This is a genomic window from Flavobacterium endophyticum, assembly GCF_003634455.1.
Lineage (GTDB): Bacteria > Bacteroidota > Bacteroidia > Flavobacteriales > Flavobacteriaceae > Flavobacterium > Flavobacterium endophyticum.
Genome location: NZ_RBLC01000006.1, coordinates 1 through 14,243, shown reverse-complemented (window position 1 = coordinate 14,243; position 14,243 = coordinate 1). Strand labels below are relative to the sequence as shown.

The 14,243-nt window shown below is 38.0% G+C and carries 15 protein-coding genes; 5 read left to right on the top strand and 10 right to left on the bottom strand.

Annotation, left to right across the window (positions count from 1 at the left end; genetic code table 11):
- Positions 1-22: 22 nt before the first annotated feature.
- On the bottom strand, positions 23-2,647 hold the full coding sequence (gene cphA, locus CLV94_RS15870; protein WP_121377501.1) for a cyanophycin synthetase: 2,625 nt from the start codon (positions 2,645-2,647) through the stop codon (positions 23-25).
- Between the two features lie 285 nt (positions 2,648-2,932).
- Between cphA and CLV94_RS15865 the strand changes: the two genes are divergently transcribed.
- From CLV94_RS15865 to CLV94_RS15855, 3 genes are read left to right on the top strand one after another with little or no spacing between them, the layout of a single operon-like run.
- Positions 2,933-3,802 carry a cyanophycinase gene (locus CLV94_RS15865; protein WP_121377500.1) on the top strand — a complete coding sequence of 290 codons (870 nt, stop codon included), beginning with the start codon at positions 2,933-2,935 and terminating at the stop codon, positions 3,800-3,802.
- Positions 3,803-3,806: 4 nt separating this feature from the next.
- Entirely contained in the window at positions 3,807-4,649 is an 843-nt protein-coding gene (locus tag CLV94_RS15860; RefSeq protein ID WP_121377499.1) for an isoaspartyl peptidase/L-asparaginase, read from the top strand.
- Positions 4,650-4,664: 15 nt separating this feature from the next.
- Positions 4,665-5,195 (top strand): GNAT family N-acetyltransferase, encoded by a 531-nt coding sequence (locus tag CLV94_RS15855; RefSeq protein WP_121377498.1) that lies wholly within the window; start codon positions 4,665-4,667, stop codon positions 5,193-5,195.
- Positions 5,196-6,202: 1,007 nt separating this feature from the next.
- Here CLV94_RS15855 and CLV94_RS15850 read toward each other — a convergent pair.
- The 3 genes from CLV94_RS15850 to CLV94_RS15840 form a co-directional block, all read right to left on the bottom strand.
- Positions 6,203-6,481 (bottom strand): hypothetical protein, encoded by a 279-nt coding sequence (locus tag CLV94_RS15850; protein WP_121377497.1) that lies wholly within the window; start codon positions 6,479-6,481, stop codon positions 6,203-6,205.
- A gap of 113 nt (positions 6,482-6,594) precedes the next feature.
- Positions 6,595-6,915, bottom strand: a complete 321-nt coding sequence (locus tag CLV94_RS15845) for a hypothetical protein (protein ID WP_121377496.1) — start codon at positions 6,913-6,915, stop codon at positions 6,595-6,597.
- A gap of 10 nt (positions 6,916-6,925) precedes the next feature.
- Complete coding sequence (locus CLV94_RS15840; protein WP_245982627.1) at positions 6,926-7,501, bottom strand: RNA polymerase sigma factor; 576 nt, start codon at positions 7,499-7,501, stop codon at positions 6,926-6,928.
- Positions 7,502-7,643: 142 nt separating this feature from the next.
- On the opposite strand from CLV94_RS15840, the gene CLV94_RS15835 reads away from it, so the two are divergent.
- Both CLV94_RS15835 and CLV94_RS15830 read left to right on the top strand, forming a co-directional pair.
- The gene (locus CLV94_RS15835) at positions 7,644-8,057 is read left to right on the top strand and encodes a helix-turn-helix domain-containing protein (protein ID WP_121377495.1); all 414 of its coding nucleotides are present in this window, start codon (positions 7,644-7,646) and stop codon (positions 8,055-8,057) included.
- A 75-nt stretch (positions 8,058-8,132) separates the two neighbouring features.
- On the top strand, positions 8,133-8,897 hold the full coding sequence (locus CLV94_RS15830; RefSeq protein ID WP_121377494.1) for an SDR family NAD(P)-dependent oxidoreductase: 765 nt from the start codon (positions 8,133-8,135) through the stop codon (positions 8,895-8,897).
- A 51-nt stretch (positions 8,898-8,948) separates the two neighbouring features.
- On the opposite strand, the gene CLV94_RS15825 is transcribed toward CLV94_RS15830, so the two are convergent.
- The 6 genes from CLV94_RS15825 to thrS all read right to left on the bottom strand — a co-directional run bounded on the left by CLV94_RS15825 (position 8,949) and on the right by thrS (position 13,463).
- Complete coding sequence (locus CLV94_RS15825; RefSeq protein ID WP_121377493.1) at positions 8,949-9,383, bottom strand: carboxymuconolactone decarboxylase family protein; 435 nt, start codon at positions 9,381-9,383, stop codon at positions 8,949-8,951.
- Positions 9,384-9,460: 77 nt separating this feature from the next.
- The gene (locus CLV94_RS15820; protein ID WP_121377492.1) at positions 9,461-10,030 is read right to left on the bottom strand and encodes a Crp/Fnr family transcriptional regulator; all 570 of its coding nucleotides are present in this window, start codon (positions 10,028-10,030) and stop codon (positions 9,461-9,463) included.
- A gap of 86 nt (positions 10,031-10,116) precedes the next feature.
- Entirely contained in the window at positions 10,117-10,461 is a 345-nt protein-coding gene (gene rplT, locus CLV94_RS15815; protein WP_121377491.1) for a 50S ribosomal protein L20, read from the bottom strand.
- 174 nt (positions 10,462-10,635) lie between these two features.
- The gene (rpmI, locus tag CLV94_RS15810) at positions 10,636-10,833 is read right to left on the bottom strand and encodes a 50S ribosomal protein L35 (protein ID WP_091398482.1); all 198 of its coding nucleotides are present in this window, start codon (positions 10,831-10,833) and stop codon (positions 10,636-10,638) included.
- Between the two features lie 111 nt (positions 10,834-10,944).
- Positions 10,945-11,499 carry a translation initiation factor IF-3 gene (infC, locus tag CLV94_RS15805; RefSeq protein WP_379730629.1) on the bottom strand — a complete coding sequence of 185 codons (555 nt, stop codon included), beginning with the start codon at positions 11,497-11,499 and terminating at the stop codon, positions 10,945-10,947.
- Positions 11,500-11,516: 17 nt separating this feature from the next.
- Entirely contained in the window at positions 11,517-13,463 is a 1,947-nt protein-coding gene (thrS, locus tag CLV94_RS15800; protein ID WP_121377489.1) for a threonine--tRNA ligase, read from the bottom strand.
- Positions 13,464-14,243: the final 780 nt, after the last annotated feature.

Below are 14,243 nucleotides of genomic sequence, written 5' to 3'. Positions count from 1 at the left end.
GCAGTTTTATGTATTTTTTAAACTAAACTATGCCGTCTTCATTTTCTTTGTCGAGATATTGTTGTACGATTTCGATAGCATTGGTAACAACATCGCTCAAGGCAGTGATAAAAGTACCTTCATCTGCGCTGTTTATAGCATGCTTGATAGCTTCGGTTTCTTTCGGAATAATCTCATACGTAATGTCTCTTCCGGATTCTTCGATGCCTTCTAAGATCAAGTTGATGATTTCTTCTTCGGTTCTTCCTCTCAGGTGTTTTTCTTGACGGATGATGATATGATCGAACATTCTTCCGGCAATCATACCACATTCTTTAATATCTTCGTCACGTCGGTCGCCAACGCCTGCAATGATTCCTATTTTTCTAGTAGCCTCAATATTGTTGAGCAAGTCTTCAATTGCCATATATCCTGACGGATTATGCGCAAAGTCAATCATCACCTTGAATTTTTTAAATTCAAAAATGTTCATCCTCCCCGGAGTCTGTGCCACGCTAGGAATAAATGTCTGCAGCGAAAGGCTGATATCTTCCGTTTTGAATCCCCATAAATAAGAAGCCAACGTGGCGGCCAAGACATTCGCAACCATAAATTTGGCTTTTCCGCCCAAGGTCAACGGAATGTGCGCGGCTTTTTCAACGCGTATTTTCCAGTCGCCTTTTTTTATCGTAATGTATCCGTTTTCATAAACGGCTACAATCTTTCCTTCTTTTCCTAATTTCTTGACGAGCGGATTTTCTTCGTCCATACTGAAAAAAGCAACGTTGCATTCCAGCTCCGAAGCAATTTTTACGCACTCGTCGTCATCGGCATTCAAGATTGCCCAGCCATCTTTTTTCACGCTGCGGACAACTACTTTTTTCACGCGAGCTAAATCAGAAAGCGTATCGATGTCGTTCAATCCCAAATGATCAGAAGAAATATTCGTGATGATTCCAATATCACAGCGGCTAAAACCTAAACCGGAACGGAGAATTCCGCCACGCGCCGTTTCAAGCACGGCAAATTCTACAGTAGGATCTTTTAAGATGTATTCGGTACTTATCGGTCCCGTCGTATCTCCTTTTTCGAGCATGTGGTTTTGGATGTAGATTCCGTCCGAAGTCGTAAATCCTACTTTATATCCGTTGTTTTTTACGATATGCGCCAGAAGACGCGTTGTCGTTGTCTTTCCATTCGTTCCCGTAACAGCAATAATCGGAATGCGGCTTGGTTTTCCTGGAGGATATAACATATCGATTACAGGAGAAGCCACATTTCTTGGCAATCCTTCGGATGGAGCTAAGTGCATCCTAAAACCGGGAGCGGCATTCACTTCTAAGATGACGCCACCGTTTTCATTCAGCGGCTGTGTCAGGTTCTCTGCCATGATATCGATACCGCAAATATCCAGTCCGATGACTCTTGAAATTCGTTCGGCCAAGAAAATATTTTCAGGATGCATCATATCTGTAACGTCTACAGAAGTTCCTCCTGTGCTTAAGTTGGCAGTCGATTTTAGATATACGATTTCTCCTTTTCTCGGAACGGTTTCTAGCGTATAATTCATCTTTGCCAGCAAATCTGTAGTATCGCGGTCAACGGTAATCTCTGTTAATACGTTTTCATGGCCATAGCCTCTTCTTGGGTCGAGATTTTCAGTATCAATCAGTTGCTGTATCGTGCTTGTTCCGTTTCCTTTTACGTGTGCAGGAACTCTCTGCGCGGCAGCAACAATCTTGTTGTCGATAACCAATACGCGGAAGTCGAAACCCGTCACAAATTTTTCTACGATAACACGACGGCTGTATTTTTGTGCATAAATCAGTCCTTCTTTGGCATCTTGAAGATTCATCACGTTAATTGAAGCTCCTTTGCCATGATTTCCGTCTAGCGGTTTGATGACAATCGGGAAGCCTATTTTTTTGATCGTTTCTTCTAAACCTTCTTCATCTACGCAAATGTCGCCTTTGGCTACAGGAATCGAAGCATTGTCCAGCATACGCTTGGTTTCTTCTTTATTGCAGGCAATATCTACCGCAATGCTGCTGGTTTTGCAGGTAATCGTGGCTTGAAAACGCATCTGGTTGATTCCATAACCAAGTTGTACTAATGAATTAGTTCCTAAACGAATCCACGGTATATCTCTTGCAACGGCTTCTTCCACAATACTTCCGGTACTAGGCCCTAAACGGACGCGTTCTCTAATTTCCCGCATTTTTTGGATGTCGGTTTCCAGATCATATTCTGTTCCTGCAATCAGCGCTTCGGCAATAGCCACGGCAGACTCGGCTGCAAACAGCCCTACATTTTCTTCGGTATAGCTAAAAACGACATTATAGACTCCGGGAGTTTTTGTCTCGCGGGTTCTTCCGAATCCCGTTTCCATCCCTGCCAGTGTTTGGATTTCTAAAGCAATATGCTCAATAACATGGCCCATCCATGTACCCCTTTCGATGCGCATAAAAAAACCTCCGGGAACTCCTTCGGAACAGCGATGTTCGTACATAGTAGGAAACATGGCTTCAATTCTTTCTTTAAAACCGTCGATCTTGTTGGTCGGATATTGTTCCATTTCCTCAAGATCCAAACGCATCTGGATTAGTTTTTTTCTTTGAACGCTCCAAATGTTAGGTCCTCGCAAGGCTTGTATCTTTAGTATTTTCATAAATGATGGGTTAGTTTTATTGTAAATTATTAATTTACAGCCGTTTATATTTAGTTGTCGAAATCTGTATACTGCAAGCTATATATTTTTTAGAAATTTAGTTAAAAAAATTATAATACGACTGTACTAAAATATTTTTTTTAAAATATCAATCAAATTTTTTTTAATTCTTTAGAACAAGACTAGCGTAAAAACGGAATTGTAAAAAGTTAGAATAAAACTCCCCAGATTAATTGTGTTTTTTAAGTTTTTGGTTATTTTTACCGAATTCACATACCATTTGAAATGAATATAAAAGGAAAATTAATGATTATTGGTGGTGCTGTAGATAAAGGAAGTTTTACAGAAGCCAGTTTTGATGCCAATGTGGCCAACAATTTGAATTTCTTCGAGACGGGGATATTAAAAAGGTTGCTGATTGAATCAAAACACAAAGAAAAATCAAGAATTGAAGTCGTAACCACAGCGTCAAAAATACCAAGAGAAGTAGGTCCAGAATATGTAAAGGCATTGCAATACCTGAATGCCACCAACGTTGATGTACTCCACATCGAAAAAAGAGAGCAGGCTACAGAACCTGAAGTCTTGCAGCGATTACGGGAAGCCGATGTCGTGATGTTTACCGGAGGCGACCAGCTACGACTAACATCAATTTTAGGAGGCACAGAATTTCATGATATCTTATTAGATAAATATAGAAACGAAGAATTTTTATATGCAGGAACTTCTGCAGGAGCGGCTGCAGCTTCAACCAATATGATCTACCAAGGAAGCAGCTCTGAAGCTTTGCTAAAAGGTGAAGTGAAGATTACAAGCGGACTCGGACTGATAGACGACGTGATTATCGATACGCATTTTGTGCAGAGAGGAAGAATCGGACGATTGTTCCAGGCGGTTGTAGGTAATCCTAAAGTATTAGGAATTGGTTTAGGAGAAGATACCGGCCTGCTTATTATAGATAACAAGATGGAAGCCATAGGCTCTGGATTGGTAATCTTAGTAGACGGACGCCAGATTAAAGATACCAATCTGACGCAGATTGAATTAGGACAGCCCGTTTCTATCAACAATCTGATTGTTCACGTGATGAGCAAATACGATACGTATGATTTGAAAACCAACAAAATGCACATCCAATCTTCGCAATACGTTTAAAGACATGAAAATTATAATTCACGGCGGTTTTTTTTCGGAGTCATCTACAAGTCAGGAAACTAAGGTTGCCAAGCAAAATGCATTGTTGCGCATTGCGAAAGACGCGCATGCTTTTTTAAAAACACATTCTGCTTTAGAAACCGCCGTGTATGCCGTCTCGCTTTTAGAAGACGACGAGCTGTTTAATGCAGGTATCGGCTCTCAGATACAAAGCGACGGAAAGATACGTATGAGTGCTTCTTTGATGGACGGCTTTGCACACAAGATGAGTGGCGTCATTAATATCGAAGAAGTAAAAAACCCGATTCAAGTTGCCAAGATTCTACTGGATTACGACGATAAGGTTTTAGGCGGAAGCGGCGCTACCAATTTTGCACGAAAGCATGGTTTTGAGGCATTTTCTACCGAAATTCCGCAACGACGTGCAGAATACGAAGCCAAATTGCAATCGTTAGGCACCGGAACCGTAGGCTGTGTAGCATTAGACAGCGATGGAAAAATTGCCGTAGCGACATCAACAGGAGGAAAGGGGTTTGAAATTCCAGGAAGAATATCAGATTCTGCTACTGTTGCCGGAAACTATGCTAATGAATTCTGCGGGGTGAGCCTTACAGGCGTAGGCGAAGATATTGTTAGCGGCGCCGTTGCGGCTAAGATCGTAACCCGCGTGACCGATGGCTTTTCTTTAAAAGAAGCGTTTGAAAAAACATTCAACGAGCTAAAACCTTTTGATGGTTTTGCAGGAGCTATTGCTATTGATAAAGACGGAAACATTTTTCATCAAGATTCGCACCCAAGCATGGTGTTTGCCAGCTTTGATGGTGTGAATGAGGAAGTTTTTAATTAGACACACATAAGAATAATGGTAAGTATTGAAATCAAAAGAGTTGATTTAAACAGTATTAATTTACTGCAAGAAATTGGCAGACAAACCTTTTTAGAAACGTTTTCAGAGACAAATACCTCCGAAAACATGAATAAATATCTAGAAGATGGTTTTTCTTTAGATAAGTTGACTGCAGAACTTAATAGTAAAAATTCAGAATTTTATTTCGCAGAACTTAACAACGAGATAATAGGTTATTTAAAAATAAATTTCGGAGAATCTCAAACAGAACTAAAAGACGATAAGGCTCTTGAAATTGAGCGTATTTATGTTTTAAAAGATTTTCATGGAAAAAAGGTCGGCCAGTTGCTTTATGACAAAGCAATAGAGGTTGCTTCGCAAACTAATGCTGACTATGTTTGGTTAGGAGTATGGGAAGAAAACCCAAGAGCAATAAGTTTTTATAAGAAAAATGGTTTTGTTGAATTTGATAAACACATTTTTAAGTTAGGAGATGATGAACAGACGGATATAATGATGAAATTAGAATTAAAAAATAATAACTAGCAAGATCCTGTAATTGATTTACTGTAAACTTCTCCTAGTTGCCTATATTTAAACGAAAACGTAAGTTTATATTAGATTTTGGCTACGATATAATTTCGCCTTTATACTTGCTCACTATGCTATAAAATGGGTAGATACCTTTTTATTTTTCTCTAAACTACCAAAATTTTAATCAAGCACTCTATTTCTATAAGAATGCTGTATGACATCTGTCAAATTTTATATAGAAAAAATGTTTCTCTTTATAACATCTAGAAAATTATTCTAACATTTCACACATACTAACAGAAAATAGTTATTGTAGTATAACATTGAGTAAATTCTTCTAGCATTTCACAGATACTGACAGAAAAAAGTTATTGTAGTACAGCATTGAGTAGAATCTTTTAGCATTTCATAGATGCTGACAGAATCTACCCAATGCAGTACAGTATTCTTCAGATGCTGACAGATAAATATTTTTCCAAACAGCATAAAGCGAATTCCATATAGCAATTTACAAATGCAGGTAGTAATAAATAGTTTCAAACTGCATAAGACAGATTCCGTATAGCAATTTGTAGATGTAGACTGAAAAAGAGGTTTTTCTGTTAGCATAGGATAAATTCTGTCAGCATAAAGTTGTTGCAATACAGAACCGATTAGATTCCTTCGTAAGTTTTGGGTTTTTATCTCAATGTCTTGCTACTGCTAGCATGACGTTTGTTGCCGAGAAAATAAAAAGCATATTTTATCCCAGTAAAAGAATACATCAGAAACACAATTTGTTTATATTTATCCGAGACTTTAACAAAAAAGCATCCCATAATAGGATGCTTTTTTGATTGATGCGTACGTTAATGTTCGCTTTTTGATTGATGATTGTTGTTGCAATCTTCCCTATGATAGCAACGCCTGTCTTGAAATTTTTCGGGAACAAAAGCTTTTAGGCTCGCAAAAGTCAGTATTGCGATGGCTAAAGTGAGTAAAATTTTTGTTTTTCTTCTCATGCTGTGTTTTGATTAAAGTTATTCTGTTTCTTTTCTGTGGTTGCGGCATCTTCTGTTTTCGAAGTTTTTCTTGAAAGAATCGTATTCTTCGTCATTCATGTTTCTAATCTTATCGGCGAAAGCAAAACGATGGCCGCCAAATCTTTGGTCTCCGAAGGCGCGTCTGTCAAAACGTCTTCGGCTTAAAAGCATTAGTATTCCTCCGATAATTAAAAATGTGATTACTAATTGAAAGGCGAAAAATGCCAAAGCGCCTATCAGGATTCCAATTGCGATTGATCTTAAAATTGATTTCATCTTTTTAATTTTGATTGTTATTTAGTAAGGAAGACGCTGCTGATGGATTTTTACTTTAAATACATTAAAAAAAAACCATCACCTAAAAACTGATGGCTTGTGTTGGCGAGATATTATCTTTTGAACCGTTCTTTCCATTCGTTCCTAAAGTTGATTCGTTCTTCTCTCGACATGTTCATGAATTTTTCTCTAAATCTCGGATGGGCAAAAGGCCCTCGATGATTCCTTGGTCTGCATTTAAAACCGCCAAAAAGTATTCGTGACAAGAGTAAAAGTCCGAGCGCTTGCCAATAGGTGAGGGCAGAAACGGCCGCAATATCCGGAAGGATGGCATTCCATAAAAACATCACTACGGCACCCAAAGCAAATAATGCGGCAATTATGAATAAAAAGAAAGGTTTTCTTCTTCGGTATCTTCTGTCTGATCGTTCCATTTTTATAGTTTTAATAATTTATTTCTTGATATAAATAGTTGAGTTTCTTTCTGAGGTATTTGACGGCATAGCCTTTTCGGCTAATGATGGTCTTGATGTTTTCGTTGGTTTGGTCGGCAATTTCCTGCAATGTGAGGTCTTCAATTTCATTGAGTATAAAAACTTGTTTTTGGTTTTCGGGCAGCTCGTCTAACGCTTTGAGCAGCTCAGACCAAAAGAGTTCTTTAAAAAGGGCGAGGTCTGGATTTTCGGAATCGTCTAAAAGCAGGATTTCTTTAAACGAAAATTCGCCTTCGTCGTTCTCATAAGAATAATTCTCCAGCGCTTCGGGCTTCTTTTTTCGATATAAATCTGTGATTTTGTTTTTGGCAACCTGAAATAACCAGCCGCTCATGCTTTCGATATCGTCGATGTTTGAAAAATTGCTAAGCTGATACCATACTTCCTGCAGCACGTCTTCGGCATCTTCCGAACTGTTTACCTTTCCGCGAACGAAAGAAGTCAGTCCTTTTCCGAACTTGCTGACGGTGCTAGAAATCGTATTTTTAGGTTTTTCCTCCATAGTTAGGCTGGTCTCCGCTTTCATGATAAGGAAGACGAACGGGAGATAAAATTACTTTAAAATATCCTGCGTTTTTTTAAATCGAAATATTTTGGCGATTTCTTAGGTTTCTTTTTCAACGGGATTGTTTGGAATTCCGTAAATTTGAATACACAAATGAAGCACGATGGCTGTAATTCCGAAAAAAATATTGGCAAGGCAAAACGAGATTACTGCCGATTTCTTAAAAGAAATCGACAAGCATCTGCTGGATATTCTGGAAGGAAGGGCTACAGAAATGTTTGAAATTCGAGATCTTGCCGCGCAATTGTTTATCCATCCCACACATCTTAGCAATACCATAAAGCTGGTTACCGGAAAAGCACCTTGCTTTTTCTTTGAAGAAAAGATCATGGTTATTGCCAAATCGATGCTTGAAGAAAACAAACTTTCGATTGGGCAGATTGCCACGCTACTTACGTTTGATCCTTCTAATTTTACAAAATTCTTTAAACGCTTTGCCGGACTTACTCCTAAACAATACCGAGAACAGGTGTTGGAAGAAAAGTTTTTTTTAAAAACGGAAGCTGTCACCATTTAATCTGAAACAGTCACCATATTTTTAAAGTGCCTTCGCGCTAACTTTGTACCATCAAAACAATTAAAATTTAGAAAAATGGACAAAACAAATAAGATAGCAGTTATAACAGGTGCCAATAGAGGACTGGGAAGAAACATGGCTTTGGAACTCGCGAAATCAGGAAATGATATCGTGGTGGTGTATAGAAACAATAAAGATGAAGCAGAAGCTGTCGTAAAAGAGATAGAAGCTATCGGGACTAAAGCGGTTTCGCTGCAGTTGGATGTAGCCAATACAAAATCGTTTGCTGATTTTTACGAACGGCTTTCGGCAGCATTAGCCGCCAACTGGAACCGTACTACTTTTGACTTTCTAGTGAATAATGCCGGAATTGATGCCCACTCTTTGTTTGCTGATACTACAGAAGAAGATTTTGACAACCTGATGAATGTGCATTTTAAAGGCGTTTATTTCCTTACGCAAAAAGGATTGCCTTTTATTGCCGACAACGGCAGGATTGTAAACGTTTCAACAGGATTGACACGATTTGCTACGCCGGGCTATGCAGCGTATGCTTCAATGAAAGGCGCTATTGAGGTCTTTACGAAATACCTTGCGAAAGAATTAGGCAATAGAAAGATTACCGCCAATATGGTAGCGCCCGGAATTATCGAAACCGATTTTACAAAAAGGGCCTTTGAATCGCATCCAGGCTTGAACGAATACATGTCGTCAATAACTTCTTTAGGAAGGGTAGGGCAGCCAACTGATATTGGCGGCATAGTTGCCTTTCTTTGTTCTGAAAAAGCGGGATGGATTACGGCGCAACGAATTGAAGCTTCTGGCGGAATGTTCTTGTAATATATAATTCAACAAAAAAAGCCTGACGATTATCGTCAGGCTTTTTTTGTTTTAGTCTAGTGGCATTTCTGTAGAAATGGCTATGCGGTTCCAGGCATTGATGGTCGTGATCATCATGATGATGGCTGCGAGGTATTCTTCGTCAAACAATCTTTTGGCGTTGTCGTAAGTTTCTTTTGACACGTGATTTTGAATCAACGTAACCTCTTCTGTCAGGGCAAGAATAGCTTGTTCTTCTTCGGTATAAAGTTTTGTTTCTCTCCAAGAGTTCAGCAGATAGATTCTTTGTTCTGTTTCGCCTAGTTTGCGGGCATCTCTCGTGTGCATGTTGATACAGTAGGCACAACCGTTGATTTGAGAAGCGCGGATTTTGATAAGTTCTTTATGGGTTGGAGTTAAAGAAGTAGAAGCAATGAATTTTTCTAATGCCATCATGGCTTTATACGCTTCTGGAGTTGTTTTCAGGATGTTTACTCTGGTTTCCATTATGATGTGTTTTAAAGTTCATGACAAAGTTCTGCAACCTCAGTCGTAAAAAACTTAAACTACTTTAAGAAATGAAATCAGGCTTTTCCCGCTCTAATCTTGCTCATGAATTCGGGCGTAAAGTCAAGGTAGGTGGCAAGCATATATTGTGGCACGCGCTGTACAAATTCTGGGAAATTCTTGTTGAAATGATGGTAGCTTTCTTCGGCCGTCATAGTAAAAAGATATTTGATACGCATCTGTGCAGCGCCTAATGATTTCTGGAATGTTAGTCTGAAATACTTTTCGAGCTTAGGAAGTTGAGAAAGCAATTCGTCTAATGAATTTTTGTCTATCGAAATAACCTCTGAGTTTTCTACGGCCTGTATAAAATAGTTGGAAGGAGTTTGGCCCAGAAAACCCAGATAGTCGGCAATCCACCAGTTTTCGATTCCGAATTGGAGCGTCTGTTCATTTCCTTTGGTATTAAGGGTATAGATACGCAGGCAGCCTTTCAGGATATAATATTGCTTGTGGACGGTTTGTCCTTCTTCGACTAGATGTTTTTTCTTTTTTACTGTTTCATATTCGAAATAGGAAGAGACGATTGCTGCTTCCGAATCATCCAGATTAATAGTCTTCCTGATATGTGTAATTAGCCGATCCATAAAACAAATATAATACATAACAAAAAAACCACCTCTTTCGAGATGGTTTCTTTATGGTAAGTAAGACAAATAGATTTATAAAACGTTTATTTTACTTTATTAAGTATTGCTTTGAAAGCTTCTGGGTGGTTCATCGCTAAATCGGCAAGAACTTTTCTGTTCAATTCGATTCCGTTAGCTTTTACTTTCCCCATGAATTGAGAATAAGACATTCCTTCCAATCTAGCTCCAGCGTTGATACGTTGAATCCATAATGCACGGAAATTTCTTTTGTTCTGCTTTCTATCGCGGTAAGCATAAACCATGGCTTTCTCCACCGCGTTTTTAGCAACTGTCCAAACGTTTTTACGTCTACCAAAGAAACCTTTGGCTTGCTTCATTATCTTTTTTCTTCTTGCTCTTTTAGCAACTGAATTTACTGATCTTGGCATAATTTTAATGTGTTTTTGTAGCAGGCGTCCTGAATTTAATCAAAGGAACTTAAAGCCATACTCCAAGGTTATTTAAATGTTTTTTAACCTAAAGATTATCGATAGTCTAATGAGGTAAAGTCTAAAGTAAAAAGTCAGGGACTTTCGACTTTAAGACTTTCTAACTTTTAACTATTAGATAATTCTTAATTGTTGTTTGATGCTTTTCTCATCAGTCTTGTGAACAAGAGTTGAGTGAGTTAAAGCCAATTTACGCTTTTTAGACTTTTTAGTCAAGATATGACTTTTAAAAGCGTGCTTTCTTTTAATCTTTCCAGAACCAGTAACTTTAAAACGTTTCTTGGCGCTAGATTTGGTTTTCATTTTAGGCATCTTTTCCTAGTGTATTTAATTTGTCTTACTTACTATTTTTTGTCTAAAGTTTAAAAGTTGTAAAGTTTGAAGGCTAATGACTTTTGACTTTATGACTTTCCACTTTTCGACTTATTTCTTCTTCTTCGGAGCAATGAACATAATCATTCTCTTTCCTTCTAACACAGGCAAAGCTTCTACTTTCCCGTATTCTTCTAAATCCTGAGCCAAACGCAATAAAAGAATTTGTCCTTGATCTTTATAGATAATCGAACGGCCTTTGAAGAAAACAAAAGCTTTCAGCTTAGAACCTTCTTTTAGGAACTTCTCTGCATTCTTTCTTTTGAATTCATAATCGTGCTCATCCGTCTGCGGACCAAAACGAATCTCTTTTACTGTAATTTGAGTAGATTTTGCTTTCAACTCCTTTTCACGCTTTTTCTGCATGTAAAGGAATTTTTTATAATCCATGATTTTACAAACTGGAGGTTCGGCATTTGGAGAAATCTCGACCAAGTCAAGTTCCTGCTCTTCTGCCATCCTTAAAGCTTCTGATGTCTTGTAGACTTTCGGCTCAACGTTATCTCCAACAAGGCGCACTTCTGGAACACGAATCAAATTGTTAATCCTGTGTGCGTCTTTTTTTTCTACTCGAGGCTGGTAACCTCTGTTGTTTCTTATTGCTATGGCTCTAAAATTTTAAGTTAAACTGTAAATGTTTTTAATGTCTTTTTTATTTCTTCATTGACAATAGAAGCGAATTCTTCAATTGTAACGCTGATATTTCCTTTTCCTTCTTGACCGTGACGGCGTACAGAAATGGTTCCGTTTTTCTCCTCTTCCTCGCCGACAATCAGCATAAACGGGTACTTTTGAACTTCAGCTTCTCTGATTTTTTTACCAATCGTTTCGTTTCTGTTGTCAATTAGGGCGCGAATTTCGTGATTTTCTAGCAAATCTAAAACTTTTTTGGCATAATTTTCATATTTCTCGCTCAAAGACAATATAATAGCCTGTTCTGGCATCAACCAAATTGGGAAATTTCCTGCCGTATGTTCTAATAAGATAGCTATAAATCGTTCCATCGATCCAAAAGGCGCTCTGTGAATCATTACCGGACGGTGCAATTCATTGTCTGAACCCTTGTAAGTCAGGTCGAAACGTTCTGGCAAGTTGTAATCTACTTGGATAGTTCCTAATTGCCACTGTCTTCCCAAGGCATCTTTTACCATAAAGTCAAGCTTCGGTCCGTAGAAAGCAGCTTCGCCATATTCAACAACCGTATTCAGGCCTTTGTCTTTTGCAGCATTGATAATCGCATTTTCTGCTTTTTCCCAGTTTTCGTCAGAACCGATATATTTCTCTCTGTTCTCTTGATCTCTTAAAGAAATCTGAGCCGTAAAGTTTTCAAATCCTAAAGAACCGAATACATATAATACAAGGTCGATTACTTTTTTGAATTCTTCGTCCAATTGTTCTGGAGTACAGAAGATATGCGCATCATCCTGAGTAAATCCACGAACACGAGTCAAGCCATGAAGCTCTCCTGATTGTTCATATCTATATACGGTACCAAATTCAGCATAACGCTTTGGCAGATCTTTATATGACCAAGGTCTTACGTTGAAAATCTCACAGTGGTGAGGGCAGTTCATTGGTTTCAATAAAAATTCTTCACCTTCAGCTGGCGTATGAATTGGCTGGAAACTATCTGCACCATATTTTTCGTAATGTCCAGAAGTCACATACAATTCTTTTTGCCCGATATGTGGCGTTACTACTTGTTCGTAGCCTGCTTTCTTTTGTGCTTTTTTTAAGAATTGCTCTAGTCGGTCTCTCAAAGCAGCGCCTTTCGGCAACCATAACGGAAGACCTTGTCCCACTTTTTGTGAGAAAGCGAACAATTCAAGTTCTTTTCCTAGTTTTCTATGGTCGCGTCTTTTGGCTTCTTCTAGCAACTCAAGATAATCAGTCAAGTCTTTTTGCTTAGGGAAAGAGATTCCGTAAACACGAGTCAGCTGCTTGTTCTTTTCATCACCTCTCCAGTAAGCACCAGCAACGCTCATGATTTTCATGGCCTTGATGATTCCTGTGTTCGGAATGTGTCCACCGCGGCATAAATCAAAAAAGTTAGCATGGTCACAAAACGTAATGGTTCCATCTTCAAGATTAGAGATCAATTCTGTTTTGTATTCGTTATCCTTATATATATCCAAAGCTTCCGCTTTAGAAACTGGACGCATTTTAAACTCATATTTTCCTCTTGAAATCTCTAAAATGCGATCTTCAATTCTTTTGAAGTCGGCTTCAGTGATTTTCTGATCGCCAAAATCTACATCATAATAGAATCCATTATCAATCGCTGGCCCTAAAGTCAGTTTGATTCCAGGAAACAATTCTTCTAAAGCTTGTGCCATGACGTGAGAAGTGGAGTGCCAAAAAGCTTTTTTGCCATCTTTGTCATTCCATGTATATAATATGAGTGACCCGTCGGTCGTCAGTTCGGTTGCGGTTTCCACAGTAGTTCCATTGAAAGAAGCAGAAATAACATTTCTTGCCAATCCTTCACTAATGCTTTTTGCGACATCCATCGGAGTTGTGCCTTGCGCAAACTCTTTAACTGACCCATCGGGTAACGTAATCTTTATCATCGTATAAAATTTATGACCGCAAATATAGAAGTTTCTCAAAACACATACAATATATATGTATACTATAAATTCATAATACCTTTATATATATAAGCATAAAGCTTTTTCTGCTACTAAAATCACTTAGCATTTCATAATCTGGTTGTTTTTAAGGGATAGTAAGAGGGCGTGTTATGATGTAATAGCAGGATTTGTAAAGCTTGTATTTGTTGCAAGGTCTGTCAATCTTAAAAAGGTTGAAAAATTTTTTTGAATCAAGAATCTGCTTTCCAGTAAGTTAAGTTTTAATTTAAGAAAACATCAAAAAAAAGTTATCAAAAAGCTTGCGAAAGCAGAAAAAGGTGCTACTTTTGCACCCGCATTGAAAGCGAAGTTCATAAGTAAATACTGACAGAAAGTAAGTTTAAAAAGAAAATAAAATTTCTAAAGATAAATTTGCAGAAAAGAAAAAAAGATTTTACTTTTGCACCCGCAATTACAGCGAAGTTCTTTTGAAATATTGATGATGGGAATTGAGAAAATAAATTTAAAAAATATTTTCAAAAAAGCTTGTCAGAAATAAAAAAGGATTTTACCTTTGCGCCCCGCAACAGTGAGGATTCATTGAAATATTGAGTAAGGATTTTAAAAGTAAAAAAGAAATTAAATTTCTGAAAAAAACTTTTCAAAAGACTTGCGAGATAATAAAATAATCGTACTTTTGCACCCGCTTCGAGAGAGGCGAAAGAATAGAAGAACACGTTCATAGACATATTGGATTGACAGCAGTTTCGGCAGCGA

What these genes read in the sequence shown, in the direction of transcription:
- thrS (WP_121377489.1), bottom strand. Translation starts at nt 13,463, where the DNA reads ATGATAAAGATTACGTTACCCGATGGGTCAGTTAAAGAGTTTGCGCAA.
- CLV94_RS15825 (WP_121377493.1), bottom strand. Translation starts at nt 9,383, where the DNA reads ATGGAAACCAGAGTAAACATCCTGAAAACAACTCCAGAAGCGTATAAA.
- cphA (WP_121377501.1), bottom strand. Translation starts at nt 2,647, where the DNA reads ATGAAAATACTAAAGATACAAGCCTTGCGAGGACCTAACATTTGGAGC.
- CLV94_RS15835 (WP_121377495.1), top strand. Translation starts at nt 7,644, where the DNA reads ATGGCTGTAATTCCGAAAAAAATATTGGCAAGGCAAAACGAGATTACT.
- CLV94_RS15840 (WP_245982627.1), bottom strand. Translation starts at nt 7,501, where the DNA reads ATGAAAGCGGAGACCAGCCTAACTATGGAGGAAAAACCTAAAAATACG.
- CLV94_RS15845 (WP_121377496.1), bottom strand. Translation starts at nt 6,915, where the DNA reads ATGGAACGATCAGACAGAAGATACCGAAGAAGAAAACCTTTCTTTTTA.
- CLV94_RS15820 (WP_121377492.1), bottom strand. Translation starts at nt 10,030, where the DNA reads ATGGATCGGCTAATTACACATATCAGGAAGACTATTAATCTGGATGAT.
- CLV94_RS15850 (WP_121377497.1), bottom strand. Translation starts at nt 6,481, where the DNA reads ATGAAATCAATTTTAAGATCAATCGCAATTGGAATCCTGATAGGCGCT.
- rplT (WP_121377491.1), bottom strand. Translation starts at nt 10,461, where the DNA reads ATGCCAAGATCAGTAAATTCAGTTGCTAAAAGAGCAAGAAGAAAAAAG.
- CLV94_RS15865 (WP_121377500.1), top strand. Translation starts at nt 2,933, where the DNA reads ATGAATATAAAAGGAAAATTAATGATTATTGGTGGTGCTGTAGATAAA.
- CLV94_RS15860 (WP_121377499.1), top strand. Translation starts at nt 3,807, where the DNA reads ATGAAAATTATAATTCACGGCGGTTTTTTTTCGGAGTCATCTACAAGT.
- rpmI (WP_091398482.1), bottom strand. Translation starts at nt 10,833, where the DNA reads ATGCCTAAAATGAAAACCAAATCTAGCGCCAAGAAACGTTTTAAAGTT.
- CLV94_RS15830 (WP_121377494.1), top strand. Translation starts at nt 8,133, where the DNA reads ATGGACAAAACAAATAAGATAGCAGTTATAACAGGTGCCAATAGAGGA.
- CLV94_RS15855 (WP_121377498.1), top strand. Translation starts at nt 4,665, where the DNA reads ATGGTAAGTATTGAAATCAAAAGAGTTGATTTAAACAGTATTAATTTA.